Source organism: Chryseobacterium taiwanense (genome assembly GCF_000813825.1).
Lineage (GTDB): Bacteria > Bacteroidota > Bacteroidia > Flavobacteriales > Weeksellaceae > Chryseobacterium > Chryseobacterium taiwanense.
Genome location: NZ_JWTA01000001.1, coordinates 57,939 through 77,260, shown reverse-complemented (window position 1 = coordinate 77,260; position 19,322 = coordinate 57,939). Strand labels below are relative to the sequence as shown.

Sequence of the window (19,322 nt, the reverse complement as noted above, 5' to 3'; positions counted from 1 at the left end):
TAAATTATTGTTTATAATTATATTTATATTCTTTTATTACATTCCCATCCTTATCTTCTATTCTCTCAAGTCGGCTAGCACTGTCATATTTATAAATTTCTCTAGTACCAGACGGCAGGGTTTTACTGGTTACCCCGATTAAAGTGTCATAGGTAAAAGTTGTAATTTTACATTGGTATCCATCAAACATTGGATTAACTCTAAACTCGTCTAATTTTTGAATTAAAATTTGCTCCGAAGTACTATCTATATCTTGGTTTGATAATTGAACAATATCTAGATCATTAATGTCCGAAACAGGAGTTCCTGTTTGAGTATAGTATATTTCTTGAAGCAAAGCATTATAACTAATTCCTTCTAAAATAGCAATAGGCAAGGATTGGTTGTAACCTAAAATTATTGAGACAGGGGTTCCATCCGCTTTTCTGTACCCTCTTAAATTTCCCTTATCATCATATGTGTCAAATTTAATACTGCTTTTTATGTTTTGTAGAGGGCTTATATTAATTATAGCGTCTGGAAATACTGAATTATTATTCCCATAGCCATTCATTGAAAAAGATAATTGATTATTGTTTTTTAATTTTTGTTGGCCAATAAGGTTTCCTATTAGATTTTCATTTACTAAAGAAGTGTATTGATCTGTTGCATAGAATAGATTTGTGGTATATGTATTTCCTAAACCATCTTGAGTCCCAATTATTGTTAAAACAGGATCTTTACCTGCAACAGTATTTGTATAAGCATAACCTGTGGTCTTTATAATTTCACCATTTTGTAAATATTCCTTGACTACTTCTGTTATTAAATAATTACTTCTAGTAAAATATTCTCGATCGGTATGTATTAAATTAACATAATCATAGCCAGGATCTCCTTTAAAACGCTTAACCGCATTTCTTACAAAGTTACTATGAAAAAAAGCAGGATGTGGACTATTAGCATTTATATTTTCTTTATTACTGTTATTTTTATAGCTTTTTTGAATCTCCTTAACAATATTATTTCCCTCATATAGCTTAGAGTTAATTAAATAATGATTTATAAAATTAGTATTATCAATACCTACAGCGCTATTGGTATATAAAAACTCAGATATACAGTGTGTGTCAAAATCATTAATTCCATTATTCGGATAAAAAGCCCTGAAATGTCTTTTAGATTGACTTATTTTTGTTTCATACTGGTTTACAGTTTTTTTATCTAATTCATTTTTCTCTATTAATGAATATTTTATCTGGGCTTTTCCTCCGGAAGGATTTTGATATAGAAAAAAACGCTTGTATAAATCCGGCTCACCACTAAAACTTCCTCCTGCTGAGAATAACGTTCCATAATCATCTACATAAGACATAAAGAATTTTTTCACAGGGTATCCTACTAAAGGAATATTATATAGTGTTCCAGAACTTTTCCCATCAGGCAAATTATAGTTATAGCTTAATATCCTAGGATGAGGATCATTCGTCGATTCAAATAGAGTTTTTGATTTTATTCGTACACCAGGTCCTTTAACAGTTGTACCCCATAAATTAAATGTATTGGTTTCTAAATCATAAATAGTATAGCCTTTAGTCGGATAAATCACTTTCCTTAAAGACCATGTTTTTGCTAAATCATTTGGTTCTTTATTAATCATGCCACCTAAAGAAAATCTTTGCTGCCCATTAATATCATACGGTAATAATGAATATTCAAATTTATCCGGATAATAATAATATTTAGGAAGAACCAAATCTTTAGAAATAAGATCATCAGCATTAATAAAATCATCATTAGATGTATTGCAATAACCAAAGAAATCTTTATTAAAACTTCCTATTTGCGGAATTTTATCATTTTCATAATATTCAAAGGAATATTTCCCTCCGTCTATAAAAGTAACAGATTCTAGTTTCAATCTTTTACTGTAATCATTTCTATACTGTTCCGAATTAAAATAGCTATAAGTAAAGTCAAAGCTACTGACTAGTTTATTCTCCTTGTTCCTTATTTCAATTCTTGTTAATGCTTTTCCATTTTTAAAATCCTGTCTATTTAGTCCATATTCAAAGTTTATTGTACCATTTTTGAAGGCAATTGTCTTTATTCTTTTCTTTTGAATATATCTTTTATATGTTCTATTTAAATAATTATTGTCATCATCACTGAAAATATAACAATCATTTGTAATATATTGGTTATTTCTATAAGTCAGATTGGAAAATGCCCCCCCTCTTAGATAGGGTTTATTTTGTGAATCAAAACTAGATGGAGCGACCTTATTATCAGCTTCTTCTGTAGTATAATTTTCATAGAGAAAATTAATCTCCTCAGTAGTCATTGGGTCCTTTACTTTTGAAATATGCCACTTTTCAATATTAGGAGGATTAAATACATCATCTTTTTGATTCATATAATAACTAGGTGCTAAAGGTCTTTTTCTAAAGCTAGGTTCATGTACAAAATCAATATCTGAAAAATAATATTCAATGCCATTATCTAATTTTACTTTAAAGTTTTTATAATCAAAAAATGATCTATTTTGACTAATTAAACCTGGCGGATATACATTTGGTGTCGAATAAACAGATGCTACAGTATAATTAATAAACATTTCCTCTATGTATTGTGTAACAATTGAATTTTTATTATATAATTCTTTTGCAGTATTTAATGATATTGGATAGTAGAAAGCTGTTTGATTATTAGGTATGTAAACATTAAAAATATCTGGCTCATAATCCTGTTTTCCAATATTTGTATTATAATGCTCAATAATATTATTATTTTTAACCTTTTGATACCCTTTTTGATTTTCAAATGCTGCCATATGCCCAGCCATTACATACTGCGATCCCTTAAAAGAAGAATCCGGTATATTCCAAAACGGGGGAAAACCGTCTCCTGTTTGATCTACATCTTTTTTATCATAAACTTCCCTATTTATATATGAATCTGTCAGAGCCCATCCTAATCCAATATCAGATGCAACATCATCTACTCTAATCCCAGATATATTATAAGATATTTCAATTGGATAAGTAAGATTTCCTACTTTTATTGTATATAAAGGAATCTTTATATTATCTTCATCTTCTACTATTTTGCTAAGAGTACTTTCTATTTTTTCTCCATCACCTATTGTTATTGCTTGTGAAAACAAATTATTACTTAGAATAATACCTATTATTAAATATATTTTTCTCATCTTTTATTTCTTAATCAGTTTCGCATTTGCTGTTTTATTTGTATCCGTTTTAATCGTAATCAGATAAGCTCCCTGTATCAAAGGCTGGGTGTTGATCTTTGTTACCTTATTCTTGGTTTTCAGACTCTGAAGCTGCCTTCCTGCCATATCATACATGATGATATCCGCTTCCTTGAAATCAAAACCGATTTCTACATACGCATAATCGGATACAGGATTCGGATAGATCTTGATATCTTGTTTCTCAATCAATTGATCTACCTGCTGATCTCCCAGCTTTACAATCTTCCAGTTCTCTTTGCCTAATTCTTCGGCACTGGTTCCTGCAAGAATAATCGATCCATCTCTGTTTAGTCGGATATCCGAAAGCCTTTCTTCTCTCTTTCTGGATTCTCCTTTTACATGTTTTCTCCACTGTTCATTCCCATTTTCATCGATATACAGCATCCAGAAGGTTTCATCATCGGTTTCTATTCTTCCTTCTGCCTGAGTATACCCTCCGAGTAAAACTCCTTTGGTAAGATCTTTATTCTTTTCTCTTTGATTCTGCCCTAAGATCACATGCATTCCCATCAGAACATCTCTGTTTTTGAAGTTGTAGGATTTCTGCCAGATCTCTTCGCCTCTTTCGTTTAATGAGATCAGCCAAAGATCGGTGCCTTCTTCTATGCCTACGGTTTTATTGCCTGACCGTTCTGAACGACTTTCGCCTCCTATGATAAAGCCTGAAGTGGTCATGGCTAATGTTCTCAGGTGATCATCTCCTGTTCCTCCATAGTTCTTTTCCCATTCTACTTTTCCGTCTTTATTCAGCTTAATAATCCAGTAATCGCCTTCACCGAAGTTGTCCGAGGATTTGGGATAGCGAGATACGGGATTCGAGGTTGTAGTACCAGTAACCGAATTCGCCCCCGAATCACGCAACCCGGAACTTCTGGAATAAACTCCTAATAAAACTCCTCCATCTCTTGTCGGAATCATTTTTTCTACTTCATCTAAACCTTTTCCGCCCAGAATGAGTTGGGAAACTTCTTTTCCATTTTTGTCTAATTTAACAATAAGAACATCTTTAGATCCATAGCCTTGTGAAGAGTTCTGAACATTTCCTGCCACAACGAATCCTAAGTTAGTGGTCTGAATGACAGCTCTGGCTTCTTCATCAGAGGTACTTCCTATGGTTTTCTGCCACAATTCGTCTCCGAATTCATTGATTCTGATCACCCAGATATCAGATCCTCCTTTGGAATCGTCTTTTTTATCAAGACCTTTCCCAGAGTAAGTGGTTCCTGCTAAAACAAAGCCTCCCTCCTGTGTGGATAGTGATGCTGAAAGGTAATCGTGGTTCTTTCCCACAAAGTATTTTTCCCAGACTTCTTCTCCCTGTTGGTTGAGTTTCACCAAATGGAAATCGTAACCGTTATTTTGTTTATTATCTGTGGAGAGTTTTTTTGATTGAATAGAACTTCCGGTAATTAAGTACTGTAGATCCACCGTTGGAGTGACCTGGCTTAAGAAATCCTGGGTTGAGGATTTGATGTCTTTCTGCCATAGAACTTCCTGAGCCGAAACGCTCAAAACCGTGCATAAGAAATATGCACCCATATAGAGTTTTTTCATCTAGCTTTCAAAGTGTTAGTTTATTGAAATTTTTACAAAAATATCATTTTTACTTCACTTTTAAAAGAATTATTATAACATCAATACAAATTATAATTTATCAAAAAAAACATTTTTTCAATTTAGTTTTATTAATAAAAAAAACGGCAAACTCTAAATTGAGTTTACCGTTTTTTTATTAATAGATTACGTATTATAGTCCTTTAATCTTGAAATCATCTACTTCCCATGTTGCCGCTGCAGAAGTCGTAGAAGTATATTTGAAGGCAATTCTTACGTTTTTACCTAAGAAAGCACTTAAGTTTAAATTTCCAGAGCTTACCCAATCTCCATAAGCAGCAGTATTTGTATCGAGTGTTGCCGAAAGCAATGTCCATGTTGTTGTAGAAGGTGTTCCTGTATAATTATCTGTTGCATATATCTGCAAAGCATTTCCAACATATCTTACATCTGTTGTAAAGGAAGCAAAGGCTTTTGTTTTTCCTACCAAGCTTACTTCTTTAGAAATCAACCAGTCTTCGTTAACTTTATTTCCGGAAGCATAACCATTCATCATCGCATAGTTGTTTCCAGAATTCCCTTGATTAGAAATAGTCCATACTTCAGCCCCCGTTACACTTACTGTTGTCCAGTTTGCAAAACCTGAAGAGAAGTCGTCTCCATAAATTGTTGATAATGGAACGTATACACTTCCGTCACATCTTGGATTACTTAAGTTTGCATTGATTTGATAAGGGATCCAAAGTTGGTAAGTCCCGTTATATGCACTTAGAATCGCATAAACATCACCTTTTCCTCCTGATACATCTTTTCCTGCAAATGTTGCGTAGTTACTTGTTCTTAAAACAATTGTTTTCCCAGTACAATCAATTAGTGTTCTGTTTGTAGTACTTCCAGAAGCATAAGGTTGATATAAATCTGAATCTTTAAACTGCACATCTTTCAATTTAATCCATCTTCCTACATCAGCATTCGTAAGTTGAGAGATTGTTCTTTCAGTAGAAGATACATCTCTTATCGGAGCATTTCCATCAAAAACACTTTTGTAAATGTTAACTTCTTCAATACCTCCGAAAGCAGTATTATTACTATATAAACCACCTAGCTGTATTTCTCCGCTTACATTACTTACATAAAGATCCTTTAATTTAATATAAATATCTTTTCCTACTCTGAAACGATTATCCTGATAAAGGTTTGTTTTATTGATATTAAATCTAAGACCTCCTGTAGCATCTTCAATATAAACATACTTATATAAGTTTCCAGTTTCATCATTTGCTGTTACCTGAGCTTTTACATAGTAATCTCCTGTAATCTGATTCCAGTTTCCTGTTGTATACAATTGTTTTACTTCAGCAATTGTTTTCTGAGTAAGTCCTGTATCGCTGAATTTACAAGGATCAGCCGTAATCCCGTCTAAACGAGGAAACTTATTCATTTCAAGATCGGTAACTCTGTTGATGTATAATTGGTAGGTAGAGTTGTATTTACTATAAATCCCTACAAATTTACCATTCCCTGAAGGCATTATTTGGTTCGCAAAAGATGCATATCCACTGTTTCTTACAATTCTTGTCGTTGTAGTACTGTTATCTCTGATTACTCTATCTACTGTAGTAGCATCCGGAGCATAGTTCATACATAAAATTTTGCTATCAAACTCTGCATTATTTACCTGAATAAGACATCCTATATATTTATCATTTGCAGTAACCATCTGTGCAAATGTCATTACTTTAGGAGTAATCGTTGCTTTTACGCTACAATCTCTATAAATATGAGCAGGAACATATTTTTCTGGAATTCTTGTTCCTGCATCGGTAATCATTCCTAATTGTGTTACTCCACCATAAGAGCTAAGCGCAAGACCTTCTATCTCTATATAGACTTTAGACCCTTGTGGAAATTTGGTATACGTACTTACTGCATCTACACTTACTGTTAAACCTTCTGTCGGGTCTGTTGGAGAATCTTGTATGTAAATTGTTTTATAAATATTTCCTGTTTCATCGGATGAAGAAACGTACCCTTCTATATAAGCCTTATCTGTAAGGGTTACATTTTGAGCTTTAGCTTTCAAAGCCGTCAATGTCAACTTTGTTAAATCCTTTCCTTTTCCTGTAACATAATAATCAGCGTTTCTACATTGATAATCATCAAGATTAGGAGCATCGTATTTATCATCATGTACACAACCTGTAATAAGTAAGGCCGTTACAACAATGAAAATATATTTTAGAATTGAATTATATTTTTTCATAATATTTTTTTTAGAATCTTAAATACACGTTAGTAAAGAAAGTGATTCCTTTATCATACCAAAGTTTTGGACTGAAATAAGGTCTTGCTCTTTGAGAATCTGCAAGTGCATCATCAAAGTTTACATTTCTCCCCTGTTCAAAACCTCCGGTTACATAATTTCTGTTGTTTAGAATATTGTTTACAGAAATACTAACTCCCATTCTGTATTTTCCAAACACGAAAGATTTTCCGGCATTTGCATTTAACATAAACTGATCGTCAAACTTCTGTTGAGCCGTAAGCTGCTTCACAAGTTCCGGAGTTGCTGCTTCAATAGGGTTTCCTCCTGCATCTGTATAGAAATAAGGAGTCTTATTCAATGCCGAAATATCAACATATTGATCCATTAAATAGTTTGCTGAAGCTCCAACCCACCAATATTTTGGAGAGTTATATTTTAATCCGAAAGAGAATGCTTTCTGAGGGGTTCCTGCAACTTTATAGTTTTTAATTTGTGCTTTTCCTCTCCAGAAATCTTCTCCTCTAAAACGGTTAATATCATCAAACGTAGAAACATCAGCATCACTTGTGTATTTGTATTCTCCAACACTTGCAGCTCCAGTTGCATTTAAAGTAGGTAGTATTTTTACATCAAAACCAAGTTCTGCTCCTATGTATCTTTTGTTTACATTACTCATTGCTTCGTTTACCAAAGTACTCAAAGCTGTTCCAGAACCACTCTGCACATCAGCATAGTATCTAGAGATTTCTGTAGCGTTGCTAATTGTAGTTAAGAATCCGGAAAGTCTCAATTTCAAAATCTGACCTCTCATGATATAGCTCAAATCATTTGAGTTAATCACCTGATTTCTAACTCCTGGAGTTAAGTAATCTACCGTTCTTGGGTTGATATAAATTTCATTAAATGTTGGTGCTAAGCTAAAATATGCCCCATCATAAACAATAAAGTTTTTACCGTTGATTTTGTACGTAATTTTCGCTTTAATACCTGCGTCTAAAGCATCATATACAGCACTTTTTCCTTTAGAGTTATTTTGGAATCTATAACTTCTGTAATTTCCTTCTCTGTAAGATTCTGAATAAGAAGAGAAAACAGAGGCAACTACATTCCATTTAGCAAAATCAACCTCTGATGAAAGGTTCAACGAATAATGGTTTTTGGTCAAAAGATAAGAATACTGAGTTCTGTCTCCTTCTTTCGCCTGTACATTCGGATCATCAATATTGTAGCTTACATCTCCATCAAAAGCATTCTGGTTATAAGCAAAATTTGCCCCCAACAAGTCTTTCACTCTTCTGAAGTTATCAGATTTTAGATTCTGATAATTGAAATTGATATTTAATTTCCAATTATCTTTTAATCTTGTATCGAAGTGAGAAGCGAAATTAAAAGTCTGATCTTTGGTAACGTCCTCTACAACTGAGTAAACAGCCCCTCTATCCGTCCCGTCCGGGTTTTTAAGATTAAGACGGTTGGCACTGTACAAAGAATTCCAATCGATTTGGGATTGAGCTTTAAATTCTTCTTCAGTTAAAAGACCATATCCCGGAAGTTTTCTGTAGTAAGTTGGATTCGGATCTGCTGCGTGGAACCAGTCCAATCTGCTTCTTGCATCACTTCCGAACTGATAAGAAACAGTATTTGTCCAGTTAGAGTTTTTACCGATTTTCAAATAATCAGTTAACATAAATACGGGTTCAAATACATTTCTGATTCTTGAGTTTCTCTTTTCTCCGTCTTGCCATCCCCAATATGAATTATAGTTTTTACCCATAATATCATATACTTCCTGAGTGTTAGGAGAGTTTGATGCTCTATAAGTAGGAGAACCGAAACCTGTCAGGTTGATTGAGTGCCTATCGCTGAATTGCTTCTCAATAGATCCGAAATATGCATAAGCATCTTGGTATACTCCATCTATAATAGCTCTATCCCCCCATCTTCTGCTTCCTGAGAATGTGAATGCCCATCCTTTTTTAGACAAACCTGAAGAATAGGTTGCTAATGCTCTATGCAAATAACTTCTATTGGTAAATGAATACGCCAATGAAGTCTGTTTTCTGTAGCTGGAAGCTCTAGTATTGTAATAAACAACACCTCCCAAGTTCCCAAAAGTGTATTCTGAAGGAGTAATGTTATCTACATTTTCGTATGGATACCTTGTCACGTCATTCAGACCTCCCCAGTTACTGAAGTCGATTCTTCCATCATCATTTTTAGACATCGGAACACCATTGAAAAATACATCCTCAAATCTGTTGTCTACACCTCTTGGTCTGAACCAGTATGCTCCTAATTCGAACGCCGATACATTTTGAAATGCATCTCTTCCCGAACTTAAAAGTCCTACAGTAGGCTGCATAGCAGAACCTCCATCTTCAGTATCATTCGCTGAATCATCAATCACCACAACACCTGCATCTGATCCTACATTACCACTAAGTGTAATCACACCTAGATTCTTTCTTTTCTCATCAGCAGTTACATCAAACTCTAAAATCTTAGATTCAAAGTTTGGTTTCGTAACCGTAATAAGATAATGACCCGGCTTTAGATCTACAAATTGGAAATATCCAATTTTATCTGCAGTTACATCATCTACAGATTGTGCAAGATCCACTTCTGCTCTCTCCAGAGGCTTACCATCCTGATCTTTAATATAGGCAAAAACAGTAGTTTGTGCAAAATAATAAGATGCAGGCAATAACGTAAACAAAGAGATTAGGGATAGTTTTTTTATCATATATAAACTTTTTTAACTCCTTCTTTAATTAGGGGGCAACAAATTTAGAACTATTTTCATTAACGGAAACATTTTTAATAATTTATTCTATTAATTTTTCTTAACCTGCGATTATTATCCTAAAAATATCACCTTTTTACAATTAAATATTAAAAAACATACATGAATTTTTATTAATGTTTATTGTTATATAAAATTAGTAATTTTACCCCCTCATTTTTTTTAAAATACTAAGAATATGAAAAAATATTTAATCGTTATTGCCGTTTTTTGTTTCGGATTTACGTTTTCTCAGCAGAAACAGGTTAAAAGAGCTGCTGTCGGATTTTTAAATGTTGAAAACCTTTGGGACACGATTCCTTCTGCCGATTATATCAACGGAACTTTAGCGGTTTCAAACCCTGCATTTCACAGAAGTGTTCCATTAGATTCTTTAAAATTGTTAGAAACTACTGAAGACTACAAAGGAGAATGGAGTGATGATCTTTTAATTGGTAAAAAAGTAATCCGTAAGCAAATTTTAGCGGAGGATTTCACCGCAAATAGCCCTAAAAGATGGGGGACTAAGTTTTACAATCAAAAATTAGCCAACGAAGCAAAAGTAATTTCCGAACTAGGAAGACAATACACTAACGACAATCCTGCTATTTGCGGACTTATCGAGGTAGAAAACAGACAGGTAATTGAAGATTTGATCAAACAACCTGCTTTAGCAAAAAGTAACTACGGTATTGTACACTTCAACTCTTACGATGCAAGGGGAATCGACGTGGCTATTATTTATCAAAAATCAAGATTTTCTGTGCTTAATTCCTATAAAAAAGAAATTAAAATTTTTGACGAAGACGGAAAAAGAGAATACACCAGAGATATTGTCGTTGCCATAGGATTATTGGATGGTGAAAAAGTTGGAATTTTTATGAATCACTGGCCATCAAGAAGAGGAGGCGAAGCTATTTCTCAAGCAAAAAGAAATACCGCTGCAACCGTTCTAAAAAATGAAATGGATAAAGTAACGGCAGAAAACCCAGGAATAAAACTATTCTCAATGGGTGATTATAATGACGATCCAGTAAGCCCAAGTTTAAAGAAACACTTGAATGCAGTTGGAGATCCAAGTGAGCTTTCGGATAAATATCCTTATTATAATTTAATGTACAAATTATATAAAGCCGGAGTTGCTTCTCTTGCCTATAGAGATGCTCCGAACTTATTCGACCAAATTATTGTTTCAAAAAATTTATATTCTCCGGAAAAAATAACACCTACCTATTCCATATTTAAAGCAGAAATTTACGCTCCGCCTTATTTAGTCAATAAAGAAGGACAATGGAAAGGCTACCCATTACGTTCTTGGGACGGAGATAGGTTTACCGGAGGATACAGTGATCACTTCCCTGCGGTATCAATCGTTCAAAGAGAACATGTAAAAAAATAAATATTGCTTAAGCACTCATTTTGAGTGCTTTTTTTATGTAAATACAAATCAATACCCATTGATTTTTTATTAAAACAAATATTGAATTAATATTTTTTAAAAGTCTAACTACCGTAAAATAAAATTCATCAATTATTTAAACAAGCGTTCAAAATTTTGACTAGATTTGTTATTCACAAAGGATTGAAAAATTCATCAATCTTAAACTAATAACGAATCAATTCATGAAAAAGCAAATTTTATCATTGGCTATTTTTGCCTCTGCAGTAGTATCTGCTCAGATTTATGTTCCTAATGGAGTCGTAGGAAATACTGTCAACTCATCAAATAATTTTACTGGAATAGGTACTAATTCACCCACTGAAATGCTACATATAGATGGTGGTAACTTACGTGTTTCAAATGGAGACTTGCAGTTATATATATCAAATTTTGTAATGGACGGAGGAAATGTTTTATTAAGAGGAAATCAAGATGTTGCTGATATATTATTCATTAATAATAATAATGACCAATACGCTCGAATTTACACTAATCCACAAGGAACTAGAACTTTGCATTTTACAACACAATCAAACAATGAACCTAATCTAACAATTTCGGAATCTGGAAATATCGGAGTTGGAATTGCCAACCCACAATACAAATTAGATGTTATTGGTAAAGCTTCTTTCTCAGACAATGTTAAAGTTGATGCGAAATTTGAATCCAAAGAAATAAAAGTAACTCTTACCCCAACCGCTGATTTTGTTTTTGAAGAAAATTATGATCTACCAAAGCTTGAGGAAGTAGAAAAACACATCAAGGAAAAAAAACATTTACCGGAAATTGCTTCGGCTAAAGAAATGGAAAAAGATGGAGTAAATGTAGGTGAGTTTCAAATCAAGCTTTTACAAAAAATTGAAGAGTTGACTCTTTATACAATTGAACAAAATAAATTAAATAAAGAACAGCAAGAAAAAATTGAAAAACTTACGTTACACACTATTGAACAAAATAAACAAATCAAAGAATTAAAATCTAAAATAAATAAAAATAATCCATGAAAAAATTCTTATTAACTTCTATTTTATTGTCATCAATATCTTTGAATGCCCAAGTTTTAGACGATGACTCTTTCTTTAAAAATTTATATGACAAACCCACATATGGTATACCTTCAGAACAAGATCATTACCATATTTCGAGCAAAACTTTTAGTAATGGTTTTCGAGGCCTAGACATAAAATGGTATGGAGGAATAAATCTTACTGGAACAGCAGGAGATATAAAGTTAAAATCATTATCGGGAACCGTTTACATTGCAAGTACAGGAAATGTAGGGATTAATAATGAAAATCCTTATGCTACTTTAGACGTAAGTGGAACCTTCAGAGCAACAAGCAATAATAATTATTTTTTTTACAATGGTGCTGGTGACTTAGAACTGAAATATGAAGCTAGAGGAACAGGAGGAAGAGCAATCGTACACGATACAGGCAATATATTGTCACTAAATTATGGCAATGATTTTTCGGGGGGAACCAGAATAGGAGATACCTTTTTAGTAAAGGGGGACAATGCATCCTTACAAGGAAAATTTGAATCCAAAGAAATAAAAGTAACTCTTACACCAACTGCAGACTTTGTTTTTGAAGAAGATTATGATCTCCCTAAGCTCGAAGAAGTAGAAAAGCACATCAAAGAGAAAAAACATTTACCGGAAATTGCTTCTGCTAAAGAAATGGAAAAAGATGGAGTCAATGTCGGTGAATTTCAAATCAAGCTTTTACAAAAAATTGAAGAGCTCACTCTTTATACTATTGAACAAAATAAAAGAATAAAAGAGCTTGAATCTAAAATTAATAAAACGAATCCATGAAAAACAAAATTTTATCCTTAACTATTTTTGCTTCCACTATATTATCTGCTCAAATATATACTCCAAATGGAGCCACTCTTTCAACACCTTCTGGAAATACAAACGTTGGTATTGGAATAGCAAATCCTGAAGCTAAATTTCATGTATACCAACCAGGAAGTTCCAATTACATAGACGCATTCACAATAGATGTTGAGTCATTCTCCAATACTCAAAATGCTCAAGCCAGTCATTTTTTTAGAGTTAGAGATGTTGGAGCGAGTGGAAATATCCCTTTTATAATAAAAGGAGATGGAAATGTGGGAATTGGAACTTCAACTCCACAAACAAGACTACATATTGAGGGCGATATTAATTCTACAGGATGGAGCTATCCTCCAAATACAACCAGAAGGATTGGATTTATTACAACGGACAACACAAACGGGATTGCAAATTATGGAATGTCACTCTTAGAAGCATATCCTACTGGAACTTCTAACGATGGTCGCGGAGTTACTCTTTCTGGTTATTTTGGTTTAAGCTTTTTCACGTCATCAAATGAAAGAATAAGAATAGATGGTAACGGTAATGTAGGCATTGGAACGACTACTCCGCAGTACAAACTAGATGTCAACGGAAAAGCTTCATTCTCTGACAATGTAAAAATCGACGCTAAATTAGAATCCAAAGAAATAAAAGTCACCCTTACACCAACGGCTGACTTTGTTTTTGAAGAAGACTACGCTCTTCCAAAGCTAGAGGAAATAGAAAAACACATCAAAGAGAAAAAACATTTACCTGAAATTGCTTCTGCTAAAGAAATGGAAAAAGACGGTGTAAATGTGGGTGAATTTCAAATTAAGCTTCTCCAAAAAATTGAAGAGTTGACTCTTTATATAATTGAACAAAACAAGCTAATCAAAGAACAACAGAAAAGAATTGAGGCTCTAGAAACGAAAAAATAAAAACTAATACAAAGAAATTCCATGAAAAAATTTTTAATAATAATCATTCTGTGTTTTTCAGTTTTGAAAATTACAGCACAAAGCTATGAACAGCTTTATAGCCAAGAAGAGCAAGCTCGCCTAACTAGAGTAAGCAGTACAGAAGCCGAGATTGATGGTTTTATAGATCAATATATAGGTACTTATGATTTTACTAAAGTTATTAATATGGTAAATCAAATTAAGGATGAAAATGGGCAGGCATTAACCGGTTCAGCTTATCAAGGTGAGTTACTGTCCGCAAAAAAAGCAAGATTAAGAAATCTTTATTTTGAAGAAAACCCAGAAAAATTAAATAACTATTACGCAAAGCAATTACAGCGATGCGTAAATGGGGGATTTGAAGACAACGGAGGATCTGTAAATGGCTATAGCTTTGCTCACAATAAAATATCCACAGGATGGAGCATATTCAACAATAATCCGACTACACCAATTGCAGCTTCTCCAACAGCACACGCAACACTCGTAGATAATTCGATACCTGACCCTATAATAGTAGGAGGGATTCTTCAAAGAGTTAATACCGGCACACGTGCGATAAGAATAGGTAATCCATATTCTACTGACCCATACTTATATCATGTCACTAAAATGACAAGAACATTTACAGTAAATGAATCTTCAATCAGTTTTGCATTTGCTTTAGTTTTACAAGATGGTGGAAGTGTGCATGTAACCTCTAATACTAACCCATATTATCAGGTAAAATTATTAAATAGTAATAATCAACCCATCTTTACTCGAAATGTAATGGCCAATCCAACTAATCCTCTTTTCCAAAAGGACAACGGAGTCCTTTACACTAATTGGGCATGTGAAAACATTAACACCGCTAATCTCATAGGACAAACAGTAACTTTAGAAATCATTTTAAGTGATTGCGGTCAAGGAGGCCATTGGGGATATGGATATTTCGATGATTTCTGTGGATTTACGTGTACTAATCCAGCATTTAACCCTGGGATAACTCTAAATCCTTTACCAAGAGATTGTCCAAAGTTTCCGCTTCCTGTTTCTGGTAACATTACATTACCAAGTAATGCTTCATTTACCAATGTAACTATACAGGTTTTAGACACTTCCAATAATGTTGTAGGTACAAAGATTATTACCTCTGCTCCTGCAGGTGCTTTTTCCACAAATCTTGACTATTCAGACTTTTATCCTTCAGGTCCTAATAATAATCAAGATTTTAATATCAAAGCTACTTTAAATTATACAATTAGTGGAATACCACAAACACCAGTTGTAATAAATAACACAAATCCTCCTGGACCAGATGTTTCATTTAAAAGTTGTCCTAATCCTTGTTTAGAAGCAATAACTTTCGAAAAGGATCAGCCAATTACGACTTCTCAGAATTTCCAAGCTAGCTGTTGTATTATCTCGAGTTCGATTATTTATCCTAATCTTACCGTAGATTTTAGAGCTGCATTTGAAATCATTTTAAAGGAGGGATTCTATGTATCTGGTTATAATACCGGAAATTTCCATGCATACATTGCACCATGTGAAGATAATAGCAACATTTCATCCCAACAATCTTCATCATCAAGATTAGCCAATAAAGTTACACCAGAATTCGTTGAAAATTCGGATATTAAAATTTACCCGAATCCAGCATCAAATTATATCAATATAACTTCAGAAAATGAAAAACTAATTTCTTGGGAAATATATGATATGTCTGGTAAATCTGTCTTGAAAGGAAATACGACTTCAATAGATGTTCAAAATATCTTAAAAGGAAGCTATTTATTAAAAATTAATTTAGAGAAAAAACAAGTCTCAAAAATTATAATTATTAAATAATTATACAACTTAAATACAAAAAGGTTCAGAATAATTCTGAACCTTTTTTGTTTATAGAAAATCAACAATTATTTGTTGAATAATTCCTCTACTTTATCCCAGTTTACAACAGAGAAAAACGCTGCTACATAGTCAGGTCTTCTGTTTTGGTAGTTTAGGTAATACGCATGTTCCCAAACATCAAGTCCTAAAACTGGTGTTCCTTTTACATCTGCAACAGGCATCAAAGGATTATCCTGGTTTGGAGTAGAAGATACAGAAACTGAACCATCAGTATTTTTTACCAACCAAGCCCATCCTGAACCGAATCTTGTTTTAGCAGCATCAGAAAAATCAGTTTTGAATTTTTCAAGACCACCATAAGCTTCGATAGCAGCTTTTACATTTCCTACAGGCTCATTGCTTCCACCTGGAGTTAAGATTTCCCAGAATAAAGAGTGGTTGAAGTGACCACCTCCATTGTTTCTTACCGCTGGTTTATCAGTTCCAGTCTGGCAGATTTCTTCTATATTTTTTCCTTCTAGATCAGTACCTTTAATTGCATTATTTAAGTTGTCGATATACGCTTGGTGGTGCTTTGTATGGTGGATTTCCATAGTTCTTGCATCGATAGTCGGCTCTAATGCATCGTAAGCATATCCTAGTTGTGGTAATTCAAATGACATAATTTTATTTTTAATGTTATTAATCCAAATTTAGCCATAATTTGACCTATATTCAAAAAATGGAGATTACTTTAATAAATCTTTAACATTGATATATTGATTTAGAATGAATTAAATTTTATAATAAAAAAATCGAGTATGAAAAATAAGAGACAGTTTTAATTAAAATGATTAGAGATTATCCCTAAAAATTTTCTAATTTCTCTAGTTCAAACCAACAAAAAAGCACAAACCCAGAAAGTTTGTGCTTTTTCTTAACAATATTAAATTAATTTACTTATTCATAGACATAAGGAATTCTTCGTTATTGCGAGTTCCTTTGATATTTCTATCCACAAATTCCATAGCTTCTATAGGATTCATTTCAGAAAGGTATTTTCTTAAGATCCACATTCTCTGAGAGGTCACTTCATCTAAAAGAAGATCATCTCTACGAGTACTGGATGCAACCAAATCAATTGCTGGGTAAATTCTTCTGTTGGCAATTTTTCTATCTAACTGAAGTTCCATATTACCCGTTCCTTTGAATTCTTCAAAGATCACTTCATCCATTTTAGAACCAGTGTCGATAAGAGCAGTTGCAATAATCGTTAAAGAACCACCTCCTTCAATTTTTCTTGCAGCACCAAAGAATCTTTTCGGTTTGTGAAGAGCATTTGCATCAACCCCTCCCGATAATACTTTACCTGAAGCAGGCGTAACCGTATTATATGCTCTTGCAAGTCTTGTAATTGAATCTAGTAGAATAACAACATCGTGACCGCATTCTACCATTCTTTGTGCTTTAGCAAGTACAAGATTGGCTACTTTCACGTGTTTATCCGCCGCCTCATCAAAGGTAGATGCAATTACTTCTGCATTTACACTTCTTTCCATATCGGTAACCTCTTCCGGACGTTCGTCAATCAGAAGAACCATCATATACACTTCTGGATGATTGGATGCAATAGAATTTGCAATATCTTTCAACAACATCGTTTTACCCGTTTTTGGCTGGGCAACGATCATTGCTCTTTGTCCTTTTCCGATAGGCGCAAATAGATCAACAATTCTTGTAGACATCGTAGATCCGTTTCCTGCTAAATTAAATTTTTCTTCAGGAAAAAGTGGCGTTAAATATTCAAAAGCAACACGATCTTTAATAAATGCAAGATCACGTCCGTTAACTTCAGTTGGCCTCAATAAAGAAAAATACTTTTCTCCTTCTTTTGGCAACCTTACAATCCCTTTTACAGTATCTCCGGTTTTCAATCCAAAATTTCTGATCTGTGCAGTAGAAACATACACATCATCAGGAGAAGAGATATAACTAAAATCTGATGAACGTAAGAATCCGTAGTTATCCGGTAAGATTTCCAAAACACCTTCAATACTTACCATTCCATCAAAGCTGAATTCCTTCTTCGGCTCATGATGTTGTTGGTGTTCATCATTTCTTTCAGAATGCTGCTGTTGCTGCCTGTTCTGATTTTGATGCTGATTATGATGTTGTTGGTTTTGGTTTTTATGTTGGTTTCCGTTGTTTTGCGGATGATTTTGACCTTTTTGAGGTCTAGCCTGATGTTGAGAAGGAGTCGGCTTTTCGTCTGCTGAAGCAGCTTCTGGAGATTCTGTATTGTTAGGAACTTCTGTTTTTTCTTGAGGATTTTCAGAGTTTCCTGTATTTGCTGAAGGAAGTCTTTTTCTTTTCTTCTTAGCATTTGCAGCTGAGGCAGATTCACTCGGAGTATCTTCAGTACTGATTTCCACTTTTGTTTCCTCTGCTTTCACAGGTTCTTCAGCAACAATTTCTTTTTCTTCTACCTTTTCTTCAATCTGCGGTTTTGATTCCGCTTTAGGTTTGGGAGCAGCTTTTTTAGGAGCAGCTTTTTTTGCCGGAGCCTTTACTGGTTTCTCTACAGCAGGTTCCTCAGTAGTTGTACTACTTTCTGTGGCGTTGAAATAATCTTTAGCAACTTTAGGGTTGGAAGCCTGAAAGTCAAGAATCGCAAAGATTTTATCATTCTCATTGCTGTTTCTTGCAACTTTAACGCCTAAATCTTTTAAGATTTTAGTCAGCTCCGTTACGGATTTTGACCTTAACGTTTCAATGTTAAACATATTTATGTAAAAATGTAATTAATTGTGAGTAAGAAAAGTAAGTCCGGTGACTGTTGTTTTCAAGTACATTCGTATAATGCAAATCTACACTTATTTTTGAATTGTGCAAAATTTATATTATTTTTGCCTAGAATTTACTATTCAATGCTACAAAGAATACAGACTATATGGACTTTTTTAGCAGTTTTAGCTGCTGTGTTTCTGTTCGTTACAGGACAAGATGTTATCATTTCTGATAGTTTTCCTGTACTTAATATTGCCTGTATTGCACTTGTTTTAGTTGGATTACTGAGTGTATTCAGCTTCAAAAACAGAAAAAGACAAATTTTGCTGAACAACATCAGCATCATTATAAACGCTTTGTTGATTGGTATATTGATTTACTGGTTACTAAAATTATCCGGAGGAATTCAATTTCCTGAGAAGGGTATTGAGCCAATTTTTTCATTGATTGCGATTATCTGTTTGTTCATTGCAAACATATATATCAAAAAAGATGAAAGGCTCGTAAAATCTGTAGACAGACTTCGATAACCTTACAACGATTTTTTGAGTGAGAACAGCTTCTTTTTAGGAGCTGTTTTTTTATGTTTGAGTTCCCGCAGATCACACAGATCACTCAGATTTCACAGATGATTGCG

At 33.6% G+C, this 19,322-nt stretch carries 12 protein-coding genes; 6 read left to right on the top strand and 6 right to left on the bottom strand.

Annotated features, from left to right (window positions below; genetic code table 11):
- Window positions 1–4 precede the first annotated feature (4 nt).
- The 4 genes from RM51_RS00330 to RM51_RS00315 all read right to left on the bottom strand — a co-directional run bounded on the left by RM51_RS00330 (window position 5) and on the right by RM51_RS00315 (window position 9,816).
- A complete protein-coding gene (locus tag RM51_RS00330) occupies window positions 5–3,190 on the bottom strand; it encodes a hypothetical protein (RefSeq protein ID WP_052248331.1) in 3,186 nt (1,061 codons plus the stop codon).
- A gap of 3 nt (window positions 3,191–3,193) precedes the next feature.
- Window positions 3,194–4,807, bottom strand: a complete 1,614-nt coding sequence (locus RM51_RS00325) for a T9SS type A sorting domain-containing protein (RefSeq protein WP_039363728.1) — start codon at window positions 4,805–4,807, stop codon at window positions 3,194–3,196.
- A gap of 193 nt (window positions 4,808–5,000) precedes the next feature.
- Window positions 5,001–7,070, bottom strand: a complete 2,070-nt coding sequence (locus RM51_RS00320) for a DUF5689 domain-containing protein (RefSeq protein ID WP_039363725.1) — start codon at window positions 7,068–7,070, stop codon at window positions 5,001–5,003.
- Window positions 7,071–7,080: 10 nt separating this feature from the next.
- On the bottom strand, window positions 7,081–9,816 hold the full coding sequence (locus tag RM51_RS00315; RefSeq protein WP_039363722.1) for a TonB-dependent receptor: 2,736 nt from the start codon (window positions 9,814–9,816) through the stop codon (window positions 7,081–7,083).
- 238 nt (window positions 9,817–10,054) lie between these two features.
- Between RM51_RS00315 and RM51_RS00310 the strand changes: the two genes are divergently transcribed.
- From RM51_RS00310 to RM51_RS00290, 5 genes are all read left to right on the top strand, one after another.
- Complete coding sequence (locus RM51_RS00310) at window positions 10,055–11,254, top strand: endonuclease/exonuclease/phosphatase family protein (protein WP_039363719.1); 1,200 nt, start codon at window positions 10,055–10,057, stop codon at window positions 11,252–11,254.
- Between the two features lie 224 nt (window positions 11,255–11,478).
- Window positions 11,479–12,300, top strand: coding sequence for a hypothetical protein (locus RM51_RS19610; protein ID WP_052248330.1), 822 nt, complete (start codon window positions 11,479–11,481; stop codon window positions 12,298–12,300).
- The gene (locus RM51_RS19605) at window positions 12,297–13,115 is read left to right on the top strand and encodes a hypothetical protein (RefSeq protein ID WP_052248329.1); all 819 of its coding nucleotides are present in this window, start codon (window positions 12,297–12,299) and stop codon (window positions 13,113–13,115) included. The genes RM51_RS19610 and RM51_RS19605 overlap by 4 nt, the downstream gene beginning before the upstream one ends.
- A complete protein-coding gene (locus tag RM51_RS19360; RefSeq protein ID WP_052248328.1) occupies window positions 13,112–14,062 on the top strand; it encodes a hypothetical protein in 951 nt (316 codons plus the stop codon). Before RM51_RS19605 ends, RM51_RS19360 begins: the two co-directional genes overlap by 4 nt.
- A 21-nt stretch (window positions 14,063–14,083) precedes the next feature.
- Complete coding sequence (locus RM51_RS00290) at window positions 14,084–15,916, top strand: T9SS type A sorting domain-containing protein (RefSeq protein ID WP_084110871.1); 1,833 nt, start codon at window positions 14,084–14,086, stop codon at window positions 15,914–15,916.
- Window positions 15,917–15,984: 68 nt separating this feature from the next.
- Here the strand turns inward: RM51_RS00290 and RM51_RS00285 are convergent, their stop codons facing one another.
- Window positions 15,985–16,581, bottom strand: coding sequence for a superoxide dismutase (locus RM51_RS00285; protein ID WP_039363713.1), 597 nt, complete (start codon window positions 16,579–16,581; stop codon window positions 15,985–15,987).
- 273 nt (window positions 16,582–16,854) lie between these two features.
- Complete coding sequence (rho, locus tag RM51_RS00280; protein WP_039363710.1) at window positions 16,855–18,681, bottom strand: transcription termination factor Rho; 1,827 nt, start codon at window positions 18,679–18,681, stop codon at window positions 16,855–16,857.
- A 144-nt stretch (window positions 18,682–18,825) separates the two neighbouring features.
- Here rho and RM51_RS00275 point away from each other — a divergent pair, with 144 nt between their 5' ends.
- Window positions 18,826–19,215 carry a DUF4293 family protein gene (locus RM51_RS00275; protein ID WP_039363707.1) on the top strand — a complete coding sequence of 130 codons (390 nt, stop codon included), beginning with the start codon at window positions 18,826–18,828 and terminating at the stop codon, window positions 19,213–19,215.
- Window positions 19,216–19,322: the final 107 nt, after the last annotated feature.